Below are 19144 nucleotides of genomic sequence, written 5' to 3'. Positions count from 1 at the left end.
GTTCAGCCGCCTACCGTCTGCTTCGGGCCGGCATCACGCCGGGAAACATAGTCACGGAAACTGATGCATTCGACATCGGCCTTGACGCAGACCTCGCCCGCGAAGCGCTCGAGCGCGTTCCAGTAGGCGCCGTCGTTCATCAGGGTGAAGTGGAAGCCGAGTTCCAGCGGAATGCGCTTACCCCTGTATTGCGCCTCGAAGGCGGCACGGAAGGCGTCATAGGTCCGGTTGGTGAACTCGTCCGCCTTGCGCGGCCGCTCGAAGCCGCCGGAATGCCTGACATAGAGATTGTAATCCATGGCGATCACCGGCCGCGATTTCGGTCCCTCCGGGATCAGCGGCAGGGAAAAATGCATGATGCCGTCGCCGGCCGTGGGCTGGACAGGGCCTCGCGAGACGCCGCTGGCGTCGAATTGATAGCCGGCCGCGGGCAACGCCTCGTAAAGCGCCTTGTTTGCCGACAGATATGGCGCGCGAAAGCCGACCACCACGTGCTGGGCGAAATCGCGCCAGCTTTTGGGCTCGGGCTCGATGCCGTTGATCGCGTAGGCGTTCTCGAGAATGTGCTCGAACGAGCCGAATTCCTTCAGCCAGTCGGCCTTGCTCCAGTGCTTGCCGTCGAAGTGACCGCAGGCATGGCTGGCGATATCGTGGCCCTCCTGCGCGGCGAGACCGATCTGCTCCAGCCGCTCGGCCACTTCCTGCTTCGAGGCGGCGAAGCCGATGTTGGATTTTCCCGCGCTCCTGCCGGGCGCCACGTAGGCCTTGCGCGTTTCCGGCGACAGCAGGAAAACGCAGGAGAGGAAATAGGTGAAATGCGCGCCGGTGCGCTGTGCCAGCGCACGGCTGCGCTTCCATTGCGAAATGTCGCGTGCGCTGTCGAACGAGATGATGACCACCTGCGTCGGTTTCGAAGGGATTGGCGGGGCGGGCGGATCGGCCAAGGCTCCGCCGGCGGCGGCGAGCGAGGCGAGGAAAAACGCAACAACGCGAAACGGACGAAGCATCGGCAAGCGGGACTGCCCTCAAGGAAAACGAATGAAGCCGGCTATCGCGGAAATATGGCGTTGGTGCGGTCGGCCTTTTCGGCGGCCTGTCCCGATAAAGCCCGATTTTCCAGCCGGACCCCTTCCATGCCGACAAAATTTCGCTAAAACGCGGGCTGACAAAGGGCCCAGCCGGGCAGGAATGGTTTTGATCGATGTCGGACGACAGTTTTATTCGCGAAGTCAACGACGAGATTCGTCGCGAGCAGGCGCAGGCGCTTTGGGACCGTTTCGGCCCCGCTTTGATCGTCGCCGCGGTCCTCGTCGTGCTCGGCACCGCCGGCTTCGTTGGCTATCGCTACTGGGACGAGACGCGCGCCAACCGCTCCGGCGATGCGTTTTCTCAGGCGCTGAAGCTTGCCAATGACGGCAAGAGCGACGAGGCGCTGACGGCGCTCGACCAATTGGAGAAGGATGGCTACGGCGCCTATCCGCTGCTCGCCCGCATGCGTGCCGCGACCGTCAAGGCCGACAAGGGCGACGTCGCCGCCGCCGTCAAGGATTTCGACGATGTCGCCGCCGACGCGGCAATCCCCCAGGGCATTCGAGACATGGCAAGGCTGCGGGCGGCGCTCCTGCTCGTCGACCATGGCTCATTCGCCGACGTCTCCAGCCGCGTCGAGGCGCTGACCTCGGATACCAACACGCTGCGCCACACCGCGCGCGAGGCGCTCGGCCTTTCCGCCTGGAAGCAAGGCAAGGCCCAGGATGCCCTGAAGCTGTTCGACCAGATCGCCGCCGATGACGGCGCCCCACGCAACACCCGCGAGCGGGCAACGTTGATGTCCGAGCTGATCCGCGGCTCGGGCAGTGCGTCGTGACCTTCAAAGTCGCCATCATCGGCAGACCCAATGTCGGCAAATCGACTCTTTTCAATCGGCTGGTGGGAAGGAAGCTGGCGCTTGTCGACGACACGCCGGGCGTAACCCGCGATCGCCGCGTCCATGCCGCCAAGCTCTACGACCTGCATTTCGATGTCATCGATACCGCCGGCTTCGAGGATGCGGCGGCGTCCACCTTGCCCGGCCGCATGCGCGCGCAGACCGAGATCGCCATTCGTGAGGCAGACCTGATCTTCTTCACGGTCGATGCCAAGTCCGGCCTGATGCCGGACGACAAGACCTTTGCCGAAATCGTGCGCAAGTCCGGCAAGCCGGTCGTCCTGGTCGCCAACAAGGCCGAGGCGAAGGGCGCGCAGGGCGGCATGCTGGAGGCGTGGGAACTGGGCCTCGGCGAACCGATCCCGATTTCGGCCGAGCACGGCCAGGGCATGCCCGATTTGCGCGACGCCGTCATTGGCGCGCTGGGCGAGGCTCGCGCCTTCGGCGAGGAAGAGGGCGTCGACGAGGAGATCGCGGCCGGCGAGGTTCTGATCGGCGAGGACATTGTCGATCCGGACGCCGAGGATGTGCATACCTATGACGACACCAAGCCGATGCGCATCGCTGTCGTTGGCCGACCGAACGCCGGCAAGTCGACGCTGATCAACGCACTGATCGGGCAGGAGCGGCTTTTGACCGGGCCGGAAGCCGGCATCACCCGGGATTCGATCTCCGTCGACTGGGAGTGGCACGGCCGCCGCCTGAAACTGTTCGACACGGCCGGCATGCGCCGCAAGGCCAGGATCCACGAGAAGCTGGAAGTCATGTCCGTGCAGGACGGCTTGCGCGCGATCCGCTTTGCCGAGATCGTCATCATCGTGCTCGACGCCACCATTCCCTTCGAGAAGCAGGACCTGCAGATCGCCGACCTGATCATCCGCGAGGGCCGCGCGCCGGTGATCGCCTTCAACAAATGGGATGTCATCGACAACCCGCAGGAGCTTCTGGCGGAGTTGCGCGAGAAGACCGAACGGCTGCTGCCGCAGGCGCGCGGCATCCAGGCCGTACCGGTCTCGGCCGAGACCGGGCGGGGCCTCGACAAGCTGATGGACGCGGTCTTGAGGACCCACAAGGTCTGGAACAGCCGTGTTTCGACCGGCAAGCTCAACCGCTGGCTGGAAGCCATCCTCGCGCATCATCCGCCGCCAGCGGTCGCCGGTCGCCGGCTGAAGGTCAAGTACGTCACCCAGGCCAAGACGCGCCCGCCGGGCTTCGTCGTCCAGTGCTCGCGGCCGGATGCGATGCCGCAATCCTATGTGCGCTATCTTTCGAACAGCCTGCGGGAAGCCTTCGACATGCCGGGCGTGCCGATCCGCATCGCGCTGCGGACTTCGGACAACCCGTTCGCGGGGCGAGCGAACAAGCGAAAATGAGGCAGGTCTCTCTGGGCGATTTGCGGTAACACCTCCAGCTTCGTCATCGTCAAGACCCTAGGCAACCGCTCTCAACCTCTCATCCATGCGCGCATCCTGCGGCAGCGCCTCTATCGCCGCCTGCAGCAATATATCCGCCAGCCGCGTCGCCACCGGGTCGAGTTCAGCGTCCTTCTGGTGCAGCACCAGCGCCATTGTCGGCAGCGCCGGTAAACCCAGCACCTGCGGCGCCATTGCCCTGACATTGGCCGGCAGGCCGATATCGGTGCGGATCGTCAACCCCAGCCCCGCCGCCACAGCCGCCCAGATGCCGCCGAGACTGGGGCTGGAGAAGGCCATCCGCCATGGCAGGCCGGCGCGGTCCAGCGTTTCCGTCGTCACTGTGCGCAACAGGCAGGGTGCTTCCAACGCCACCAGCGGCAGCGCCTCACCCTCACGCAGGCTGGTCTCGATCAGCTTTGCCGGACCGATCCAGCGCAACTGCACATCGCCGACATGCCGGCTGTAGGGCAGCGCCTGGCCGCACTCCCACGCCAGCGCAATGTCGAGATTGCCCGATGTGATCCGCTCGGCGAGCTCATAGCTGCGCGCGATCCGCGCCTCGATCTTGACCTTGGGGTGCGTCCGGGCGAAGCGCCCGAGCACCTCGGGCAGCACCGCCTCGCCGAAATCCTCCTGCAGGCCGAGCCTGACCCAACCTTCCAACTCGACGCCGTGGATGGCTGAAGCCGCCTCGTCGTTCAATTCGAGCAGCCGCCTGGCATAGCCGAGCATGGTTTCGCCGGCTTCGGTCAGCGCCAGGCCGCGGCCGGACTTGCGAAAGATCGGTGTCGCCGCCTGCTCCTCCAGCTTTTTCAATTGGGCACTGACCGCCGAGGTCGAACGTCCGAGCCGATCGGCTGCCTTGGCGAAGCTGCCGAGCTCCATGCCGGTGACGAAACTCCTGAGCACATCGAGATCGAAATTTATGCGTCGCATCAAAACAGTCCTTCTTTTTGGGAATAAATATCAAAAACTTCCCGATATTCGGGATCAACATATGACGCTATGGACAAGGCTTCAAGGACCGAAAACGGGCATTACAGGAGTCCCGCCATGTCGATCGCCGACGCAAATTGTGAGCCAGGCCGGGTTGGCCGAACCGCCGTCCCTTCGAAGACTGAACGATTTCGCGCCAATCATCGCTGGAAGGTGCTTGGCATCGGCGTTGCCGCCAATGCCAGTTTCTCCGCCACCTTCGCCGGCATTCCTGCGGCGGCGGTGTTTCTGCGTTCAAGTTATCATCTCACCAACGGCAATCTCGGCCTTGTCCTCGGCCTCCTCGGATTGGGTGTGGCCTTGAGCGAACTGCCCTGGGGGCTGCTCACCGACCGCTGGGGCGATCGCGGCGTGCTGTTGACCGGGCTCGGCGCGACGGCGGCCTGGCTCGCGCTGATGGCGCTGTTCATCGTGCCATCGACGATCTATGTGCCTAGCGTTGCAATGCTGGCCGCATGCCTGCTGGTCACCGGCCTGCTTGGCGGCAGTGTCAACGGTTCCAGCGGCCGTGCCATCATGGCCTGGTTCCGCGAGGGCGAGCGCGGTTTTGCCATGAGCATCAGGCAGACGGCGGTGCCGCTCGGCGGCGGGATTGGCGCGCTGGTCCTGCCGTCCCTGGCGTCGGTGCACGGTTTCGCGGCGGTCTTTGCGCTGCTGGCGGCTTCGAATACCGTCTCGGCGCTGTTTGCCTGGCGCTGGCTGCACCAGCCGCCGGAGATAGACCTTGGGATGAACAGTGCCGGAGGCAGGGCGATGGCCAAGCCGGGCGGCCCGGCGCCGCTGCGCAATGTCGAGGTCTGGCGCATCGCCACCGCAATAGGCCTGCTCTGTTTCCCGCAGGTCGCGGTGCTGACCTTCGCTTCCGTCTTCCTGCACGACTTCGCCGGCATGGGCACGCTGGCGATCAGCGCCAGCCTTGCCGCTGTTCAGACCGGCGCCATGGTTATGCGTGTCTGGAGCGGCCGCTTCACCGACCGCCACGGCAACCGCCGCGGGTTCCTGCGCCTCTGCAGCATGACGAGCGCGGTTGGCTTCGCGGCTCTCGGCCTGCTGGTGCTCGCGGCAACGGCGATGCCGGGCTCCCACGCCGCGCTGATACCGGCGATCGCGGCGCTGCTGGTCGTTGCCGGCATTTCGGTTTCCGCCTGGCATGGCGTCGCCTACACCGAGCTCGCTACGCTTGCCGGCGCCAACCGGGCAGGAACCGCGCTCGGCCTTGCAAACAGCTTCGTCTTCATCGCCTTCTTCGTGGTGCCGACGGCCATCCCGGCTTTGCTGTTGCTCTGGTCGTGGCCAGGTGTCTGGCTGGTGGGCGCTGTTTGCGCGCTCATTGCCTGGCCCATCTTGCTGCGGCCGAACTGACGGTTCGACCGGGCCCGAACCGCCGCCCCGTCTTGGGCCGATTTGAAAAACACGATCGAACGCGTTAACCCCGCATCAAGGTTAATGCATCATTTTCTCTCCAGTGGGTCAGTAGCGTTCCTGGAGAGTGTTCCGTGCATCGACGTGTGTTGAAGCGGCTTGTCGCCGCCGCCGGTGAGAAAAGACGCGGCTTTCTGCCTCCGCTCGTCATCGGTCTCGGCATCTGGATCGGATTTCCCACCGTCGCCGCCTATCAGGACATGACCAGCCTCGTTTCCGGCCTTGAAGCATCGAGCTCGCGCTGGAATTCGTTTGTCGAGAAATCCGTCGCCGGCTCGACCCATTCGGCGGAAATGCCCTTTGTCGATTCCGATGTCACCGGTTCCATTTCCGGATCCGGCATCCATCTGGCCGGCGTCGGCAACGTGTCGTTTCGCGGCAAGGGTGGCAAGGTCGCCGGGACGCCCGACGAGGATCGCGTCGTGCGAGCCGACAAGAAGGGCCGCATCGTCGAGATGTCTCCCGTCGCTCCACCCAGGAACTTCAACGCCGGATCGATCTTCGAGCGCACCTCTTCCTTGTTGCGTCCCAGCATGGACAGCGACTTGAAGATGGCTTTCGCCAAGCCCGAGATCAAAGGCAAGGAAATCCAGATCGCCGCCGCCTTTCATGCGCGCGAGGACAGGAGGCCGGATCCCGGCGTGCCGTCCATGCTTGCAGCCCTGGTCAACAATGACCATCCGGATATCCTCGCGACAGCCTATGCCCAGGCCGAGCCCGACTATGCCAAGGCCTCGCCCTTCGAAGCCTTGCTCCAGGACGAAAAGCCGAGCGATGGCCGCTTCATCCCGCCGATGGCCAAGGGCGATCATTCGTGGATACAGAACCCGCTTCCGGCAAGCGTCTTCTCCAAACCGGAACAGGCATGCCTGGCCAATGGCATCTATTTCGAAGCCCGCAGCGAATCCGTGCGTGGTCAGGCCGCCGTGGCGCAGGTCATCCTCAATCGCGTCCGCAACCCCGCCTATCCGAATTCGATCTGCGGCGTCGTCTATCAGAATGACAGCTGGTTCAACCGTTGCCAGTTCTCCTTCGCCTGCGACGGCAGGAAGAAGCGCATCGACAGCCCGGTCGCCTACAAGACCGCGCAAGAGATCGCCATGGCCGTCACCGCGGGTAAGATCTTCATCCCGGAAGTCGGATCGTCGACCCACTACTACGCCCAGTATGTTCACCCCGGCTGGGCGCGCACCATGCAGAAGATGACCAAGATCGGCCTGCATATCTTCTATCGCACCTATGGCGGCGGCTGGAGCTGATCGCCTGAAGACGCGGTGTCCGTTTCCGCGCAGTGCGTCCGATCTTGGAGCTGTGGCCCGGAGGATTCGGCCGACGCGCTCACGCCGCCGTGATGGGCACGATGTCGCACCTTCGTAAGCAATTGATTTTTCAGCAGAAAATACATCGACTTGAAGCGTCGCCCGTGGCTTGACGGGCGCAAACCCTCTAACTATGTTGCCGGCGACTTTAGAAGCGGACAGACGGCATTGCTCTGGCCGGGCGAGGGGGTTGCGATGGCCGACAAGAACGGGCCAGACGGAACCGGAGAAACCGGCCCCGGCAAACAGGATCACGCCGACATCCGTGACGACGATCTCGAGCGCCGCCGGCGCGACCTTGAAGCATCGCTTGCGACAAGGCTGCCGAACCGGCTTGAGGGGAAAGACGACGCGAAAGCGGGCAGTGCGGCCGGTTATGGCCAGGCGGTCAAGCTCTCCAGCGAATTTATCGCTGGAGTGGTGGTGGGCGCAGGCATAGGCTGGATCATCGACCGTCTGGCGGGGACATCGCCGTGGGGTCTGATCGTTTTCCTGCTGCTTGGTTTTGGCGCCGGCGTACTCAATGTCATGCGTTCCGCGGGCGTTGTGGCAGAATTTGGACAGGGCAAGTCGCGCCCTGACCGGAACGAACGCAAATGAGCGCCGTTCGGGCGACATTTGGAAATAGCCGCTTTCGGGCGGCGCTGTTTATTTGGCCGTACGCGGCATTGACGGGGTTTTGAACGTGGCAGCTGACAAGGTCGATCCGATCCACCAGTTCCATATCACCAAGCTGGTTCCGATCAACATCGGCGGCTACGACCTGTCTTTCACCAATTCCGCCTTGTTCATGGTCACCACCGTGGTGGTCGCCGCCGCCTTCCTGTTTCTCACGACATCCAGCCGCAGCCTCGTTCCCGGCCGGCTCCAGTCGGTGTCGGAAATGGCCTACGAGTTCGTCGGCAACATGTTGCGCGATGCCGCCGGCACGCAGGGCATGAAGTTCTTTCCGCTGGTCTTCTCGCTGTTCATGTTCGTATTGGTTGCCAACCTGCTCGGCCTTTTCCCCTATTTCTTCACCATCACCAGCCACATCATCGTGACTTTCGGGCTGGCCGTGCTGGTGATCGCGACCGTGATCATCTATGGCTTCATGAAGCATGGCCTGGGCTTCTTGAAACTGTTCGTGCCGCATGGCGTTCCGGTCTACCTGCTGCCGCTGGTGGTGCTGATCGAAGTGATCTCCTTCGTGTCGCGCCCGGTCAGCCTTTCGGTTCGTCTGTTCGCCAACATGCTGGCCGGCCACATCACGCTCAAGGTGTTTTCGGGATTTGTCGTCAGCCTGAGCGCACTTGGCGCGCTTGGCATCGCGGGATCGATCCTGCCTCTGGCGATGGCGGTGGCGCTGACGGCGCTCGAATTGCTGGTTGCCTTCCTGCAGGCCTATGTGTTTGCCGTGCTGACCTGCATGTATCTCAACGACGCCCTGCATCCCGGGCACTGACCAAGAATTTCCGGCCCGATATTGGCGCCGGATGGAATCGCAACGGAATTTTAGATCCAAAGGAGTTGAACAAATGGACGCAGAAGCAGCAAAGTACATCGGCGCCGGCATCGCTTGCCTGGGCATGGGTGGCGCGGGCATTGGCCTCGGCAACATCTTCGGCAGCTACCTCTCGGGCGCCCTGCGCAACCCGTCGGCTGCCGATGGCCAGTTCGGCCGCCTGATCTTCGGCTTCGCCGTGACCGAAGCTCTGGGCATCTTCTCGCTTCTCATCGCGCTTCTAGCCCTGTTCGGCTGAACCGAGCGTTGGGAAGATTGGACGGGCCGGCCGCTTGGGCGGCGGGCCTGATATCAGGGGATAGTCCATGTTCGTGACATCTGCCTTCGCGCAAGAGTCCGCGCCTGCGGCCGACACCAGCCACGCTGCGACGGAAGGCGAAACGCATTCCGGCACCGGCGTGCCTGCCGAAGCGCATGGCACGTTTCCGCCATTCGATCCGGCGACATTCCCGTCGCAGCTCCTTTGGCTGGCGATCACCTTCGGGCTGTTCTATCTGTTCCTGAAGCGCGTGGTGATGCCGCGCGTCGGCGGCATCATCGATGTCCGCAACGATCGCATCAGCCGCGACCTCGACCAGGCGGCCAAATTGAAAGCCGAGGCCGACGCTGCCGTCGCTGCCTACGAGCAGGACTTGGCGGAAGCCAAGAAGAACGCCAACTCGATCGGCCAGCAGGCCGCCGATGCTGCCAAGGCCGATGCCGACGCCGCGCGCAGGAAGGTCGAGGCCGCGCTCGACGAAAAGCTTGGCGAGGCCGAGGCACGGATCTCGTCCATCAAGGCCAATGCCATGAAGGAAGTCGGCAGCATCGCCGAAGACACCACTTCGGCGATCGTCGAGGCACTGTTCGGCGGCAAGGCCAGCAAGGCCGAGATCGCTGCCGCGGTCAAGTCCGTGGCTGGGTGAGGAGCGCATCATGGACGCCACATCTCTCGCGACGCTCTGGGCAACGATAGCCCTCATTATCTTCCTGGGCGTCGCCATCTACATCAAGGTGCCCGGCATGATCGCCAAGGCACTCGACGCCCGAGCCGCCAGGATCAGCAATGAGCTGGACGAGGCGCGGCGCCTGCGCGAGGAAGCCCAGCAACTGCTCGGCCAGTATCAGCGCAAACGCAAGGAAGCCGAGCAGGAGGCAGCCGACATCGTCGCCGCCGCCAAGCGCGAGGCCGAAATTCTTGCCGCCGATGCGCATCAGAAGACCGAGGACTATGTCGCGCGCCGTACCGCGCTTGCCGAGCAGAAGATCGGCCAGGCCGAGCGCGACGCGGTTGCCGAAGTGCGCGCCAGCGCCGTCGATATCGCTGTGGAGGCCGCCCGCACGCTGCTCGCCGGCAAGATCGACGCCAAGGCCGGCGCTGACCTGTTCAAGGCTTCGCTGCAGGACGTCAGGTCGAAGCTGAACTGAACTTGATATCTCAATCAAGGATCAAAGCCGCCGGGTGACTGGCGGCTTTTTTGTTGGCGCGGATAATCACCCTCCTTGATGGGGAGAAGTCGCCGAAGGTGACAGATTGGATCCGTATCTCCTGTCACGACCTTACTATGCGGCGAACAATAAGGCGGCGCTTCGCACGCGGCGACCCCCTCTGGCCTGCCGGGCATCCTCCAAAGGGGGGATCACCCGCCAGGCGCTCAGCTCAATCCAATCCGGCAAGGCCCTCTTCTTCAGCCACCTCGATTCCGCCCAGCCTGAACGGTGAAAACGACACGCGGTGCAGCCGCGCGACCGGACCATGCGCCTCGATGGCCGTGCGATGGCGCACCGTGGCATAGCCCATGTGGACCTCGAAGCCGTAGCGGTCGTGGTGGTTGCCGCAGCCGCACATCATGCGGTCACGCATTACCTTGGCCACGATCGAGGCGGCGGCGATGGATTGTGAGCGCTGGTCGCCCTTGATCAGCGCCCGGCCGGCGCAGGGCAGCCCAGGCGGCACGTCGCGTCCGTCGGCCAGAGCTAGCTTCGGTTGAACCGGCAGTCCGACCAGTGCGCGGCGCATCGCCTCCAGGCTGGCCTTGAGGATGTTGCTGCCGTCGATTCCCTCGGCGCTGATCGAAGCCATCGAAACGCCCAGGGCCGAGCCCAGGATTTTCAGGAACAGCGCCTCACGCTGCAAATGGCTGAGCCGTTTGGAATCGTCGAGGCCTTCTGGAATGTTGGCGGGGTCGAGCACCACCGCTGCCGCGACCACCGGGCCGGCCAGGGGGCCGCGGCCGGCCTCATCCATGCCGGCGACGGGCCACAGCCCCTCGGCCATCGCCTTCGTCTCGAAGGAGAAGTCTGGTCTCTCGATGATTTCAAAGAGAGGCGGAGAATCGGAACGCGCGCGAGCCATGTTGCGGCGAGGTTCGCATCGGCTCCGATTCTCCGCAAGTCCCTCCGGGTCGGGTGGGGCGCCGGACCGGGAGGGCACCGTCTGCAGGCCGGGGCAGGCCGGACGGGATTGTTTGCCGTGGCACAAGGAGCCAGCCGGCGATGATTCGGTCCCTAGAGCAGCATCAGCTGCTCCTGATCCTTGCCGGCTGCGACGAACTGGTCGGTCCGCAGCGTGCGGCGCTCGGCATTGAGGCCGAGGCGCTTGGCCGTGATTTCGAAGCGTCGGCCGATCTGCCATGCGTAGGGACCGGCGCCCTTCATGCGCTTGCCCCATTCCGAATCGTAATCCTTGCCCTCGCGCATCGAACGGATCAGCGACATCACGTGGCGATAACGGTCGGGATAGTGACGCAACAGCCAGTCCTTGAAGATCGGGCTGACCTCCAGCGGCAGGCGCAACACGACATAGCCAGCCTCGCGCGCCCCGGCGGCGCTTGCCGAATCAAGGATACGCTCCATCTCCTGGTCGGTCAGGCCGGGAATGATCGGCGCCACCATGACCGAGGCCGGAATGCCGGCATCCGAAAGCTGCCGGATCGCCTCCAGCCGCTTGGTCGGTGTCGAAGCGCGCGGCTCCATGGTGCGCGCCAGCATGCGATCGAGCGTCGTCACCGACAGCGCCACCTTGGCCAATCCGCGTTCGGCCATGCGCGACAGGATGTCGATGTCGCGCGTCACCAGGGCGGATTTCGTCACGATCCCGACCGGATGGCCGCGCGCCTCCAGCACTTCGAGGATCTCGCGCATGATCCGGTACTGCTTCTCGATCGGCTGGTACGGGTCGGTGTTGGTGCCTATGGCGATGGTGCGCGGCTGATAGCCGTCTTTCGACAGTTCCTTGTCGAGCAGCCTTGCCGCGTCGGGCTTTGCGAACAGCTTGGATTCGAAATCGAGGCCCGGGGACAGACCCATGAAACTATGCGTCGGCCGGGCGAAGCAATAGACGCAGCCATGCTCGCAGCCGCGATAGGGATTGATCGAACGATCGAAGGAAATATCAGGCGATTCATTGCGGGTGATAATGGTGCGCGGCTTTTCGACCTGGACCTCGGTCTTGAACGGCGGCAGTTCTTCCAGGGAATTCCAGCCATCGTCGAACACATGACGGCTGACCGGCTCGAACCGCCCCGACGGGTTTATCCCCGCCGAACGTCCCCGGTTGCGGTCCGGACGGACACGCACGCCGCTTTGCTCGATCATCGCATTGGCCATCTCGGCACGTCCTGCTCCGAAAGCTGCAATGTCGGCGCGCACGATCTGTTCCATCTTCGCCCGCTCCCAGGGACTGTCCGAGTTGCTTCGAATCGATCTGTTCATGAAATTATTCCTATTTTGCCGATGAGAACAAAGCAAGAACTTTTTATGCTGCGACGCGGCAACTGGCGCTGCCTCGCACTTTCCGCTATTCGGCTAAGGATGCTCAGCGTTCTCATCGAAACCCGCAATGACGAGGAGGCTCTCGCCCGTACCCTCGCTTCCCTGGTTGGCGGGGCTGTGGAGGGCGTGGTGCGGGAGGTCATCGTCTGTGACGCGGGCTCCACCGATCACACCCACCGTGTCGCCGAACATGCCGGCTGCCAGTATGTGCGCAGCGGTGGGGTGGCTGCCGGCATCCGCCAGGCCAAGGGTGACTGGCTGCTGATGCTTGAGCCGGGCGCTCGGCTGGTCGAGGGTTGGATCGACGCTGTAGTCTCCCACACGGCAAGGCAAACAATGGCGGCACGGTTTTCGCGGGCGCATGGCAGCCGTACGCCGTTCCTGGCCCGCGTCTTTTCGGGTAACCGGGCGTTGGCCGAAGGATTGGTGATCAGCAAGCGCCAGGCGGTGGCGAAAAGTGCCGGCAGCGCCGAGGCGGTCGCGCGCGGCCTGGCGACGAAAAAGCTCGACGCCGAGATCTGGGTGGCGCCGCCCAGGCAGGAAAACCGCCACTCCAAGTGAGTTTGCACCTGCTTCCGGTCATTGTGCATTGCACAATAGGTCGCCTGGGGTTATTCTGCCGGCGTGGCGGTTGAATTGGGTTTGGATCATAGCAAGCGGTGAGCATCGATACGGCATCGGTGTTTGTGCGATGTGCGAGGCCCTCGATGACCCTTTCAGCCCCCGACAAATCCGGCGCCGCCAGTCTCGAATCCATCGCGCGCAACGGCGGTCTGATGCGTCGCATCGCCGTGCGTGTGCCAACCTACCTCAAGGATCTCCGCGAAAACCCTGCATGGCTGCCCATGTTCGTGCTGGCGCGGACCTTGGCGGGGCGGAGGCTGCATTGGCTCGGGGCGAAACCGGCGCCCCCGGCCGCGAATGCGAAGGACACCATGTTCAGAGGCGTCGATCGTGCCGCGGCCGTCAACGCGCTCCGTTCGGATGGGCTCTTTTCCGGGCTGGTCCTGCCAGCGGCGATCCACGAGGAGATCGCCCGGTTCGCCGAGCGCACGCCCTGTTTCGGCAATTTCGACCGCCGCCTGGAATTCATGCCGGCCGAGCATGCGCAGGCGGAAAAGCGTTTCGGCCGGCCGTTGCTCAGCGGCCACTATTTCGAGCGCACGCTCGATTGCGATGCGGCGCTCGCCGTCCAGCGCGATCCGCTGCTGCTGGATATTGCAGCGCATTATCTCGGCGGCCAGGCGAAGATGATCACGACCCGCGTCTGGTGGAGCTTTCCGACCGGTGCCGCGTCGGATGCCGACAAGAACCTCGCCTCGCTCGGCAAGTATCATTTCGATCTCGACGATTGGCGCATGCTGAAATTCTTCTTCTACATCAAGCCCGTCGACGCCGACACCGGTCCCCATGTCTATGTCAGGGGCAGCCACAAGCGCCGTAGCCTGAAGCATCAGTTCACGCTTCTCGTCGGCCACTCCGCGCAAGAGGTGTTGGATGTCTATGGCGAGCAGAGCCCGGTGACATTGACCGGTGAGGCCGGACTGGGCTTCGTCGAGGATCCCTTCGGCTTCCACATGGGCACGGTGCCGTCACGCACGCCGCGGCTGATGATGGAGGTCGGCTTCGGTGTATCGTCGCCTTCGCGCCGGCGATTTCATGGCGAGCCGGTCATTCGCTGAGCAGGCCGGGCGCGAGATCGTTTATGCGTTGCCGCCGCGCCGCAGATGCTCATCGAGGCGCGGCATGATCTCGACGAAGTTGCAAGGCATGTGCCGGTAGTCGAGCTGCGCCTTAAGGATGCCGTCCCAGGCGTCCTTGCAGGCGCCGGGCGAACCCGGCAGCACGAAGACGAAGGTGGCGTTGACGACGCCGCCGGTCGCCCTGCTCTGGATAGTCGACGTGCCGATCTTGTCGTACGAAATGCGGTGGAACACTTCCGAAAAACCGTCCATGCGCTTTTCGAAGATCGGCTCCAGCGCTTCGGGGGTCACATCGCGCCCGGTGAAGCCGGTGCCGCCGGTGGTGATCACGACATCGATCGCCGCGTCCTTTGACCAGCCAAGCACCTTGTCGCGGATTTTTTCCCGGTCATCGGTGACGATATCGCGGGCAGCCAGGATATGACCGGCTTCGGTGATCCGATCGGCCAGCGTCTGGCCGGATTTGTCGTCGGCAAGGCTGCGCGTATCGGAGACGGTCAGAACCGCGATACGCACGGGAACGAAGGACCGGCTTTCGTCAAGTCTGGGCATCGGTACCCTCCGAGGCGATGCTGCGCGTCGCCGCGACGAACCAGTCGGGCTGGCGGCTACGGATTTCGGCCGCGGCGCGCTTGGCGACATTGCCGGTCTCGAACAGGCCGAAACATGTCGCGCCGGACCCTGACATCCGCGAGAAGCCCGATCCTGCCTTGTCCAGCCAGGAAAGCGCCCTGCCGATGGCCGGCTGCATCGCCATGGCCGCCGTCTCGAGATCGTTGCGGGTGATCTCCAGCCAGTTGCGCAAGCTGTGGAAGTCGATGCTGGGCGGCAGTGGCGGCAATGGCTCGTTGTCGCGACGGGAAAGTGCGGCGAACACATCCGCCGTCGAGACCGGCGTTCCTGGATTGACCAGCACCAGCCCAAGCGCCGAAAAATCCGGCACCATCGATAGCTCGTCGCCGATGCCGCGCGCCACCAGCGGCTTTGCCGCCAGGCACATCGGTAAATCGGCGCCGAGCGTAAGACCGATCCGCGCCAGTTCGGTGTCGTCCACGTCCAGACCCCAGGTCTGCGCCAGTCCGCGCAGCACGGCCGCGGCATCGCTCGACCCGCCGCCGACGCCGGCGGCGACCGGCAGGTTCTTTTCGAGCCTGATGGCGACCGGCGGTGTCTGCTCCGGTCCAGCCGCGTGCCGCAGGGCGTCCCGGGCTTTCAAGACAAGGTTGCTGGCGTCGAGAGGGACCGCCGGCGCGTAACGGCCGGACACGGTGAAATCATCCCTGTCGGCGAGAGCGATCTCGACCCTGTCGCCAAAACGCGTGAACACCGCCAGGCTTTCGATCAGGTGATAGCCATCGGGACGCCGGCCGGTGACATGCAGCGCAAGATTGATCTTGGCATGCGCATGCAGGGTCCGTGAACCGATGCCGGTGTCCACCGTGTCCGTCGTCTGCGAGATGATGCTCAGTCCTTGGCCAACCGGTATTCGCCGGTTTTCGGATCCTTGACCAAGGTTCCTATCGCGCCGTTGGCCGCCTGCTTTTCAGTGCGCCGCACCTTGGCCGTCACGCGCTCGGCTTCTCGCACGAAGGTGCGGTAGCCGAAATAGGCGGCTGCGACGACGACGGTGAAGAAAATGATCTGCGGCATGCCAAAACTCCTCCCACGCTGGGCCGGCGAAGGCGGCCGGTCGGGTCGGTTGCTGCATGTCGCCCAAAGGAGGATCCGATTTTGGCAAAACGACATGCACGAGACGTCAAGTCTCATATGCTAGACGGCTTTGTGGCTTTTTCAAAGCCCGAACCGAGCCCATGATGCGCGTTCTTCCGCCGCATCGATCACCCCGCCGGCGGCGGCCGCGGCGATCTCGGGCACCGAAAAGCCCTTGGTCGATCCAAACAGGCCGAAGCGGCTGAGGAAACCGCGCGGCGCCGTGATCAGTCTGAGCCGGGTCTTGGAGCCAAAACGGGCCTTCAGCACCGACCGCATGTCGCCGAGGGCGTCGATCAGGCCAAGTTCAAGCCCCGTCTTGCCGGTCCAGAACAGGCCGGTGAAGAGGTCCGGATCGTCCTTGAGCTTGGCACCGCGCCGCTCCTTGACCAGGTCGATGAAGGTCTCATGAACCTCGAGCTGCAACGCCTTCAGGCGCTCGATGTCTTCCTGCTTCTCCGGCTTGAACGGATCGAGCACCGCCTTGTTCTGTCCGGCGGTGTGGACGCGGCGCTCGACACCGATCTTCTTCATCAGTTCCGGGAAGCCGAACGAGGCCGACACGACGCCGATCGAACCGACGATGGAGGACGGATCGGCGAAGATCTCGTCGCCGGCGACGGCGATCATGTAGCCGCCCGATGCCGCGACATCCTCGACGAAAACGAGGACCTCCTTGTTCTTCTCGCTCGCCAGGTCACGGATGCGCTTGAAGATCAGCCGCGATTGAACCGGCGAGCCGCCCGGCGAATTGATCGAGATGGCGACGGCCGGCGCGTCGAAGGAAAACGCCTTCTCGATGAGGCCGGCGGTCGAGGCCAGCGACAGGTTCTGCCGGAATTGTCCGCCCGACATGATCGTGCCGTGCAGCCGGATAACGGGGATCGTGACGACGTTGGAGCGCCAGGATTTCGGCAGCAGGCGGTTGAAAAGGCGTTTCACGAGGGCGCGGTCTCCAGTCGATGGTTGCAGGCATGTAGGCATTTCCCGGCCAACGGCAATGCGGCTCGCCGGGAATAGCTCAATCTCCAAACAGCGAGGCGAGACCGTTGGTGATCATTTCGCTGCGCGCGTCGGGGCCGTTGCCGGATTGCGCGTGGAGCATCAGGGGAGGGCGGATGGCAAGTTTGCCCCGCGCGCCGAGTGCGGCCCTGACGACAATGCGGATCGCCGCTGCGTCGGGGCGAGGATGAACCGCGAGCAGCTCGGCGTCGCCGAAACGCCCTACCATAGCATCCAGAATGGCGCCGAGCTGTTCGGGCCGCGCGATGACGGCCAGCCCGCCGCGCGGCCTGGCGACCGCCGCGGCGCTTCGGATCCAGCTCTCGAACAGCCCGTCCTCCATGACATGGGCTTCCCTTCGCAGCCGATCCGGCGTGGCGCGATCGCGCGCGGCGTTGAAGGGCGGGTTCATGATGACGAAGTCGAAATCATGGTCGGCGAGGCCTGCGGCTGCCCGAGCCTGGCCAGACGCCGTCACATCGGCGACGAGCACCGAGGCGCGGTCGCTGAGATGCGCATTGCCGGGGTGGGCAAGGCTGGCCGCCGCGAAAGCCGCCATCTCCGGCGCCCGTTCGACCAGCACGGTCTCGGCGGTCGGGCAGCGCGACAGCACCGCCAGTCCCGCGGCTCCCGCGCCGGCGCCGAAATCGGCGAGGCGACCGCCAAACGAGGATGGCACGGCCGCCGCCAGCATCATCGCATCCATGCCGGCGCGATGGCCGCCATGCTTGGGCTGCACGAGCCAGAAGCGGCCGCGATGGAAGGCGTCGACCGTGTGGGCCGGCGTGTCCGGGGCAAGCGCGGCTGGCGCGGCGGAGGTCAATTGCCGCGGATCTCGTTGGCGATGCCGGCATCTGTCAGGATGCGGCGGGCCGCGTCGGCCTGGTCGGCGTCGACCATGACGCGTCGCGGCAGGATGCCGAGCGAGCCGTCCAGCACGCTCATGTTCTGGTCGGCGACGAAGCAGCCGATGCCGGCATCGCGCATCAGCGATTCGACGAAGGAGATGATGACGGCGTCATTGGTGCGGATAAGCTCGATCATCGGGCGAAACTCTCAGTTTGCGGCGCTTCTGTAAACCGGCCGCCGGATTCCCGTGGCAAGACAGTGCTCTTGGGCATCGAATGGCAAACTGTTGTCGACGCCGCGCCAATTCGCCACTTGCCGTGGCCGTGTCCGCCGCCCTAGAGTCCAGCGGGACTAAGGGTGCCGTCGCACGCGTTATACCAAGACGGGAGTGTTTGTCGTGGGTGTCGTTCTCAACATCGAAAACGGAAAGCGGGAGCCAGCCTCCATCAAGGATCTCATCGATCTGACGGCGGCCGATATGGGTCGCGTCAACAAATTGATCCTGTCCAAGGCCGGCTCCGACGTCGAGATGATCCCCGAGATCGCCAACCATCTGATCTCGTCGGGCGGCAAGAGGCTGCGGCCGATGCTGACGCTCGCCGCCGCGCAGATGTTCGGTTACGCTGGCGAGGGGCACGTCAAGCTCGCCACTTCGGTCGAATTCATGCACACCGCCACTTTGCTGCACGACGATGTCGTCGACGAAAGCGGCATGCGGCGCGGCAACAAGACCGCCCGCATGATCTGGGGCAACCAGGCGAGCGTCCTGGTCGGCGATTTCCTGCTCGGCCAGGCTTTCCGCATGATGGTCGATGTCGGCTCGCTCGAAGCCCTGGATATCCTGTCGAGCGCGGCCTCCATCATCGCCGAGGGCGAGGTGATGCAGCTTGCCGCCGCCAAGAACCTCGAGACCACCGAGGACGAGCATTTCGCCGTCATCAAGGCCAAGACCGCGGCGCTTTTTTCCGCCGCCGCCGAAGTCGGCCCCGTCATCGCCCAGGCCACCCGCAACGACCGTGCGGCGCTGCGCTCCTATGGCATGAATCTCGGCCTTGCCTTCCAGCTCATCGATGACGCCCTCGACTATGGCGGCAGCAGCAAGGATCTCGGCAAGAATGTCGGCGACGATTTCCGCGAGGGCAAGGTGACCTTGCCGGTCATTCTCGCTTACCGGCGCGGCAGCAAGGCCGAGCGCACCTTCTGGAAGCGCGCCATCGAGGAGAACGTCACCGACGATGCCGGCCTGGAAAAGGCTGTCGGCCTGATGACCCGCCACGGCGCCATCGCCGACACGATCGGCCGCGCCCGCCATTTCGGCGAGATCGCCCGCGATGCGCTGGCGCCGCTGGAATCAACGCCGCAGAAATCGGCGCTGATCGACGTCATCGATTTCTGCATCAGCCGGGTGAACTGAGAAGCGTTGCCAGGACGCCCGGCCATGGTTTGTTAATCGGCTGACCCGATTGTGAATTCGAGGCGATTGAAGCGCGACCCCAAAAAGGCCATGCTTTATCAGCAAAGATCGAGTCTACGTCGATCCCGCT

General features: G+C 64.1%; 22 protein-coding genes. 12 read left to right on the top strand and 10 right to left on the bottom strand.

Features of this window, described 5'->3' with window-relative positions; all coding sequences use genetic code 11:
- Positions 1–2 precede the first annotated feature (2 nt).
- Positions 3–1007 (bottom strand): polysaccharide deacetylase, encoded by a 1005-nt coding sequence (locus WC739_RS01995; RefSeq protein ID WP_372951351.1) that lies wholly within the window; start codon positions 1005–1007, stop codon positions 3–5.
- Between the two features lie 194 nt (positions 1008–1201).
- Between WC739_RS01995 and WC739_RS01990 the strand changes: the two genes are divergently transcribed.
- Both WC739_RS01990 and der read left to right on the top strand, forming a co-directional pair.
- The gene (locus WC739_RS01990) at positions 1202–1867 is read left to right on the top strand and encodes a tetratricopeptide repeat protein (RefSeq protein WP_372951327.1); all 666 of its coding nucleotides are present in this window, start codon (positions 1202–1204) and stop codon (positions 1865–1867) included.
- Positions 1864–3300 carry a ribosome biogenesis GTPase Der gene (gene der, locus WC739_RS01985; RefSeq protein WP_372951326.1) on the top strand — a complete coding sequence of 479 codons (1437 nt, stop codon included), beginning with the start codon at positions 1864–1866 and terminating at the stop codon, positions 3298–3300. Before WC739_RS01990 ends, der begins: the two co-directional genes overlap by 4 nt.
- 57 nt (positions 3301–3357) lie before the next feature.
- Here the strand turns inward: der and WC739_RS01980 are convergent, their stop codons facing one another.
- On the bottom strand, positions 3358–4278 hold the full coding sequence (locus WC739_RS01980; protein WP_372951325.1) for a LysR substrate-binding domain-containing protein: 921 nt from the start codon (positions 4276–4278) through the stop codon (positions 3358–3360).
- A 117-nt stretch (positions 4279–4395) separates the two neighbouring features.
- Here WC739_RS01980 and WC739_RS01975 point away from each other — a divergent pair, with 117 nt between their 5' ends.
- The 7 genes from WC739_RS01975 to WC739_RS01945 all read left to right on the top strand — a co-directional run bounded on the left by WC739_RS01975 (position 4396) and on the right by WC739_RS01945 (position 9990).
- A complete protein-coding gene (locus WC739_RS01975) occupies positions 4396–5700 on the top strand; it encodes an MFS transporter (RefSeq protein WP_372951324.1) in 1305 nt (434 codons plus the stop codon).
- Positions 5701–5834: 134 nt separating this feature from the next.
- Positions 5835–7019: a cell wall hydrolase gene (locus tag WC739_RS01970; protein WP_372951323.1), complete on the top strand. Its 1185-nt coding sequence runs from the start codon at positions 5835–5837 to the stop codon at positions 7017–7019.
- A 255-nt stretch (positions 7020–7274) separates the two neighbouring features.
- Positions 7275–7679: an AtpZ/AtpI family protein gene (locus tag WC739_RS01965; RefSeq protein ID WP_372951322.1), complete on the top strand. Its 405-nt coding sequence runs from the start codon at positions 7275–7277 to the stop codon at positions 7677–7679.
- An 85-nt stretch (positions 7680–7764) separates the two neighbouring features.
- Complete coding sequence (locus tag WC739_RS01960; protein ID WP_372951321.1) at positions 7765–8523, top strand: F0F1 ATP synthase subunit A; 759 nt, start codon at positions 7765–7767, stop codon at positions 8521–8523.
- 73 nt (positions 8524–8596) lie between these two features.
- Positions 8597–8821, top strand: a complete 225-nt coding sequence (locus WC739_RS01955) for a F0F1 ATP synthase subunit C (protein ID WP_013896722.1) — start codon at positions 8597–8599, stop codon at positions 8819–8821.
- 67 nt (positions 8822–8888) lie between these two features.
- Positions 8889–9488, top strand: a complete 600-nt coding sequence (locus WC739_RS01950) for a F0F1 ATP synthase subunit B (RefSeq protein ID WP_372951320.1) — start codon at positions 8889–8891, stop codon at positions 9486–9488.
- Positions 9489–9498: 10 nt separating this feature from the next.
- Positions 9499–9990, top strand: a complete 492-nt coding sequence (locus tag WC739_RS01945) for a F0F1 ATP synthase subunit B (RefSeq protein ID WP_372951319.1) — start codon at positions 9499–9501, stop codon at positions 9988–9990.
- A gap of 232 nt (positions 9991–10222) precedes the next feature.
- Here the strand turns inward: WC739_RS01945 and WC739_RS01940 are convergent, their stop codons facing one another.
- Both WC739_RS01940 and WC739_RS01935 read right to left on the bottom strand, forming a co-directional pair.
- Positions 10223–10918, bottom strand: coding sequence for a ribonuclease HII (locus WC739_RS01940; protein WP_372951318.1), 696 nt, complete (start codon positions 10916–10918; stop codon positions 10223–10225).
- A gap of 152 nt (positions 10919–11070) precedes the next feature.
- Positions 11071–12225 carry a PA0069 family radical SAM protein gene (locus WC739_RS01935; protein WP_372951350.1) on the bottom strand — a complete coding sequence of 385 codons (1155 nt, stop codon included), beginning with the start codon at positions 12223–12225 and terminating at the stop codon, positions 11071–11073.
- A 150-nt stretch (positions 12226–12375) separates the two neighbouring features.
- On the opposite strand from WC739_RS01935, the gene WC739_RS01930 reads away from it, so the two are divergent.
- Together WC739_RS01930 and WC739_RS01925 are read left to right on the top strand one after the other, a co-directional pair.
- Positions 12376–12897 carry a glycosyltransferase gene (locus WC739_RS01930; protein WP_372951317.1) on the top strand — a complete coding sequence of 174 codons (522 nt, stop codon included), beginning with the start codon at positions 12376–12378 and terminating at the stop codon, positions 12895–12897.
- Positions 12898–13043: 146 nt separating this feature from the next.
- The gene (locus WC739_RS01925) at positions 13044–14018 is read left to right on the top strand and encodes a hypothetical protein (protein ID WP_372951316.1); all 975 of its coding nucleotides are present in this window, start codon (positions 13044–13046) and stop codon (positions 14016–14018) included.
- 21 nt (positions 14019–14039) lie between these two features.
- On the opposite strand, the gene moaB is transcribed toward WC739_RS01925, so the two are convergent.
- The 6 genes from moaB to WC739_RS01895 form a co-directional block, all read right to left on the bottom strand.
- A complete protein-coding gene (gene moaB / locus WC739_RS01920; RefSeq protein WP_372951315.1) occupies positions 14040–14591 on the bottom strand; it encodes a molybdenum cofactor biosynthesis protein B in 552 nt (183 codons plus the stop codon).
- The gene (locus WC739_RS01915; protein ID WP_372951314.1) at positions 14578–15477 is read right to left on the bottom strand and encodes a 4-(cytidine 5'-diphospho)-2-C-methyl-D-erythritol kinase; all 900 of its coding nucleotides are present in this window, start codon (positions 15475–15477) and stop codon (positions 14578–14580) included. The genes moaB and WC739_RS01915 overlap by 14 nt, the downstream gene beginning before the upstream one ends.
- Before the next feature lie 26 nt (positions 15478–15503).
- Positions 15504–15689, bottom strand: coding sequence for a hypothetical protein (locus WC739_RS01910; RefSeq protein WP_372951313.1), 186 nt, complete (start codon positions 15687–15689; stop codon positions 15504–15506).
- A 141-nt stretch (positions 15690–15830) separates the two neighbouring features.
- Positions 15831–16691, bottom strand: a complete 861-nt coding sequence (locus WC739_RS01905) for a S49 family peptidase (protein WP_372951312.1) — start codon at positions 16689–16691, stop codon at positions 15831–15833.
- A 79-nt stretch (positions 16692–16770) separates the two neighbouring features.
- Positions 16771–17574, bottom strand: a complete 804-nt coding sequence (locus WC739_RS01900; protein WP_372951311.1) for a tRNA1(Val) (adenine(37)-N6)-methyltransferase — start codon at positions 17572–17574, stop codon at positions 16771–16773.
- Entirely contained in the window at positions 17571–17795 is a 225-nt protein-coding gene (locus tag WC739_RS01895; protein ID WP_352572767.1) for a DUF2007 domain-containing protein, read from the bottom strand. The genes WC739_RS01900 and WC739_RS01895 overlap by 4 nt, the downstream gene beginning before the upstream one ends.
- A gap of 202 nt (positions 17796–17997) precedes the next feature.
- Between WC739_RS01895 and WC739_RS01890 the strand changes: the two genes are divergently transcribed.
- Positions 17998–19014 (top strand): polyprenyl synthetase family protein, encoded by a 1017-nt coding sequence (locus tag WC739_RS01890; protein WP_372951310.1) that lies wholly within the window; start codon positions 17998–18000, stop codon positions 19012–19014.
- Positions 19015–19144: the final 130 nt, after the last annotated feature.

Origin of the sequence: Mesorhizobium sp., from assembly GCF_041661565.1 — a bacterium.
Classification (GTDB): domain Bacteria; phylum Pseudomonadota; class Alphaproteobacteria; order Rhizobiales; family Rhizobiaceae; genus Mesorhizobium.
The sequence above is the reverse complement of the archived record's forward strand: the minus strand, read 5'-3'. Positions and strand labels throughout refer to the sequence as shown.

Excerpts from the sequence above, each read along its gene's own strand:
- moaB (WP_372951315.1), bottom strand. The coding sequence starts at position 14,591 with ATGCCCAGACTTGACGAAAGCCGGTCCTTCGTTCCCGTGCGTATCGCG.
- WC739_RS01930 (WP_372951317.1), top strand. The coding sequence starts at position 12,376 with ATGCTCAGCGTTCTCATCGAAACCCGCAATGACGAGGAGGCTCTCGCC.
- WC739_RS01935 (WP_372951350.1), bottom strand. The coding sequence starts at position 12,225 with ATGGAACAGATCGTGCGCGCCGACATTGCAGCTTTCGGAGCAGGACGT.
- WC739_RS01980 (WP_372951325.1), bottom strand. The coding sequence starts at position 4,278 with ATGCGACGCATAAATTTCGATCTCGATGTGCTCAGGAGTTTCGTCACC.
- WC739_RS01925 (WP_372951316.1), top strand. The coding sequence starts at position 13,044 with ATGACCCTTTCAGCCCCCGACAAATCCGGCGCCGCCAGTCTCGAATCC.
- WC739_RS01955 (WP_013896722.1), top strand. The coding sequence starts at position 8,597 with ATGGACGCAGAAGCAGCAAAGTACATCGGCGCCGGCATCGCTTGCCTG.
- WC739_RS01910 (WP_372951313.1), bottom strand. The coding sequence starts at position 15,689 with ATGCCGCAGATCATTTTCTTCACCGTCGTCGTCGCAGCCGCCTATTTC.
- WC739_RS01950 (WP_372951320.1), top strand. The coding sequence starts at position 8,889 with ATGTTCGTGACATCTGCCTTCGCGCAAGAGTCCGCGCCTGCGGCCGAC.
- WC739_RS01995 (WP_372951351.1), bottom strand. The coding sequence starts at position 1,007 with ATGCTTCGTCCGTTTCGCGTTGTTGCGTTTTTCCTCGCCTCGCTCGCC.
- WC739_RS01965 (WP_372951322.1), top strand. The coding sequence starts at position 7,275 with ATGGCCGACAAGAACGGGCCAGACGGAACCGGAGAAACCGGCCCCGGC.
- WC739_RS01990 (WP_372951327.1), top strand. The coding sequence starts at position 1,202 with ATGTCGGACGACAGTTTTATTCGCGAAGTCAACGACGAGATTCGTCGC.
- WC739_RS01940 (WP_372951318.1), bottom strand. The coding sequence starts at position 10,918 with ATGGCTCGCGCGCGTTCCGATTCTCCGCCTCTCTTTGAAATCATCGAG.
- WC739_RS01945 (WP_372951319.1), top strand. The coding sequence starts at position 9,499 with ATGGACGCCACATCTCTCGCGACGCTCTGGGCAACGATAGCCCTCATT.
- WC739_RS01975 (WP_372951324.1), top strand. The coding sequence starts at position 4,396 with ATGTCGATCGCCGACGCAAATTGTGAGCCAGGCCGGGTTGGCCGAACC.
- WC739_RS01895 (WP_352572767.1), bottom strand. The coding sequence starts at position 17,795 with ATGATCGAGCTTATCCGCACCAATGACGCCGTCATCATCTCCTTCGTC.